The organism is Streptomyces sp. NPDC059499, from assembly GCF_042749285.1.
Taxonomy (GTDB): domain Bacteria; phylum Actinomycetota; class Actinomycetes; order Streptomycetales; family Streptomycetaceae; genus Streptomyces.
The window spans coordinates 1-3,422 of record NZ_JBHYTT010000038.1 but is presented as its reverse complement, the minus strand read 5'-3'; the positions used below and the strand labels follow the sequence as shown (position 1 = coordinate 3,422).

Here is a 3,422-nt window from a genome sequence, read left to right as displayed (position 1 = left end):
CAGCAAAGCAAAATCAATGTAAACAAAAAAGCTAATGCCTTTCAAAGGCATTAGCTTTATATATCTATGTGATCTTCCATATAAAAAACCCAGTTCATCATAAACTGGGTTAAGATAGCTTGGCGGCGTCCTACTCTCACAGGGGGAAACCCCCGACTACCATCGGCGCTGAAGAGCTTAACTTCCGTGTTCGGCATGGGAACGGGTGTGACCTCTTCGCTATCGCCACCAAACCATTGAGAGTGTTCTCTCAAAACTAGATAACAGTAAGCATACATTCAAATTGGTTAAGTCCTCGATCGATTAGTATCTGTCAGCTCCATGTGTCGCCACGCTTCCACCTCGAACCTATCAACCTGATCATCTTTCAGGGATCTTACTAGCTTACGCTATGGGAAATCTCATCTTGAGGGGGGCTTCATGCTTAGATGCTTTCAGCACTTATCCCGTCCGCACATAGCTACCCAGCGATGCCCTTGGCAGAACAACTGGTACACCAGCGGTGCGTCCATCCCGGTCCTCTCGTACTAAGGACAGCTCCTCTCAAATTTCCTGCGCCCGCGACGGATAGGGACCGAACTGTCTCACGACGTTCTGAACCCAGCTCGCGTACCGCTTTAATGGGCGAACAGCCCAACCCTTGGGACCGACTACAGCCCCAGGATGCGATGAGCCGACATCGAGGTGCCAAACCTCCCCGTCGATGTGGACTCTTGGGGGAGATAAGCCTGTTATCCCCGGGGTAGCTTTTATCCGTTGAGCGATGGCCCTTCCATGCGGAACCACCGGATCACTAAGCCCGACTTTCGTCCCTGCTCGACTTGTAGGTCTCGCAGTCAAGCTCCCTTATGCCTTTGCACTCTGCGAATGATTTCCAACCATTCTGAGGGAACCTTTGGGCGCCTCCGTTACCTTTTAGGAGGCGACCGCCCCAGTCAAACTGCCCACCTGACACTGTCTCCCCGCCCGATAAGGGCGGCGGGTTAGAAGGTCAATACAGCCAGGGTAGTATCCCACCGATGCCTCCACCGAAGCTGGCGCTCCGGTTTCCAAGGCTCCTACCTATCCTGTACAAGCTGTACCAACATTCAATATCAGGCTGCAGTAAAGCTCCACGGGGTCTTTCCGTCCTGTCGCGGGTAACCTGCATCTTCACAGGTACTATAATTTCACCGAGTCTCTCGTTGAGACAGTGCCCAGATCGTTGCGCCTTTCGTGCGGGTCGGAACTTACCCGACAAGGAATTTCGCTACCTTAGGACCGTTATAGTTACGGCCGCCGTTTACTGGGGCTTCAATTCGCACCTTCGCTTACGCTAAGCGCTCCTCTTAACCTTCCAGCACCGGGCAGGCGTCAGCCCCTATACTTCGCCTTACGGCTTCGCAGAGACCTGTGTTTTTGCTAAACAGTCGCCTGGGCCTATTCACTGCGGCTTTCCGTTAAGAAAGCACCCCTTCTCCCGAAGTTACGGGGTCATTTTGCCGAGTTCCTTAACGAGAGTTCTCTCGATCACCTTAGGATTCTCTCCTCGCCTACCTGTGTCGGTTTGCGGTACAGGCACCTTTTATCTCGCTAGAAGCTTTTCTTGGCAGCGGGGAATCAAAGACTTCGCTCCATAAGGAGCTTCCCCATCACAGCTCAGCCTTCACGATAAGCGGATTTGCCTACTTATCAGCCTAACTGCTTGGACGTGCACAACCAATCGCACGCTTCTTCTATCCTTCTGCGTCCCCCCATTGCTCAAATGGTGAGGAGGTGGTACAGGAATATCAACCTGTTGTCCATCGCCTACGCCTTTCGGCCTCGGCTTAGGTCCCGACTAACCCTGAGCGGACGAGCCTTCCTCAGGAAACCTTAGGCATTCGGTGGACGGGATTCTCACCCGTCTTTCGCTACTCATACCGGCATTCTCACTTCTAAGCGCTCCACCAGTCCTTCCGGTCTGACTTCACAGCACTTAGAACGCTCCCCTACCACTGATACCATTGGTATCAATTCGCAGCTTCGGTGGTGTATTTAGCCCCGGTACATTTTCGGCGCAGAGTCACTCGACCAGTGAGCTATTACGCACTCTTTAAATGGTGGCTGCTTCTAAGCCAACATCCTGGTTGTCTAAGCAACTCCACATCCTTTTCCACTTAACGTATACTTTGGGACCTTAGCTGGCGGTCTGGGCTGTTTCCCTTTTGACTACGGATCTTATCACTCGCAGTCTGACTCCTAAGGATAAGTCATTGGCATTCGGAGTTTGACTGAATTCGGTAACCCGGTGGGGGCCCCTAGTCCAATCAGTGCTCTACCTCCAAGACTCTTACCTTGAGGCTAGCCCTAAAGCTATTTCGGAGAGAACCAGCTATCTCCAGGTTCGATTGGCATTTCACCCCTACCCACACCTCATCCCCGCACTTTTCAACGTGCGTGGGTTCGGGCCTCCATTCAGTGTTACCTGAACTTCACCCTGGACATGGGTAGATCACCTGGTTTCGGGTCTACGACCACGTACTCAATTCGCCCTATTCAGACTCGCTTTCGCTGCGGCTCCGCATCTTCTGCTTAACCTTGCACGGGATCGTAACTCGCCGGTTCATTCTACAAAAGGCACGCCATCACCCGTTAACGGGCTCTGACTACTTGTAGGCACACGGTTTCAGGATCTCTTTCACTCCCCTTCCGGGGTGCTTTTCACCTTTCCCTCACGGTACTGGTTCACTATCGGTCACTAGGGAGTATTTAGCCTTGGGAGATGGTCCTCCCGGATTCCGACGGAATTTCACGTGTTCCGCCGTACTCAGGATCCACTCAGGAGAGAACGAAGTTTTGACTACAGGGCTGTTACCTCCTATGGCGGGCCTTTCCAGACCTCTTCATCTACCTCGTTCCTTTGTAACTCCGTACAGAGTGTCCTACAACCCCAAGAGGCAAGCCTCTTGGTTTGGGCTAATCCCGTTTCGCTCGCCGCTACTCAGGGAATCGCATTTGCTTTCTCTTCCTCCAGGTACTTAGATGTTTCAGTTCCCTGGGTCTGTCTTCCATACCCTATGTATTCAGGTAAGGATACCATACCATTACGTATAGTGGGTTTCCCCATTCGGAAATCTCCGGATCAAAGCTTACTTACAGCTCCCCGAAGCATATCGGTGTTAGTCCCGTCCTTCATCGACTCCTAGTGTCAAGGCATCCACCGTGCGCCCTTTCTAACTTAACCGTTAAAAAGAATCACTATGTGATATCTTGTATTACTAATTGAATGTGAATTCTTCTGTTATCTAGTTTTCAAAGAACACGTTTCGAAGGAATGATCCTTCAAAACTAAACAAGACAGGGAACGTTCTGTTTATAAGACCCAAGGTCTTATATTCCGTTAAAATCCTTAGAAAGGAGGTGATCCAGCCGCACCTTCCGATACGGCTACCTCGTTACGA

At 51.3% G+C, this 3,422-nt stretch carries 2 rRNA genes; both read right to left on the bottom strand.

The annotated features are described in order from the left end of the window. Window positions 1-117: 117 nt before the first annotated feature. Window positions 118-233, bottom strand: a 5S ribosomal RNA gene (gene rrf, locus ACFW9O_RS36565). 50 nt (window positions 234-283) lie between these two features. Beyond that, window positions 284-3,205 (bottom strand): 23S ribosomal RNA (locus ACFW9O_RS36560). Between the last annotated feature and the right edge of the window lie 217 nt (window positions 3,206-3,422).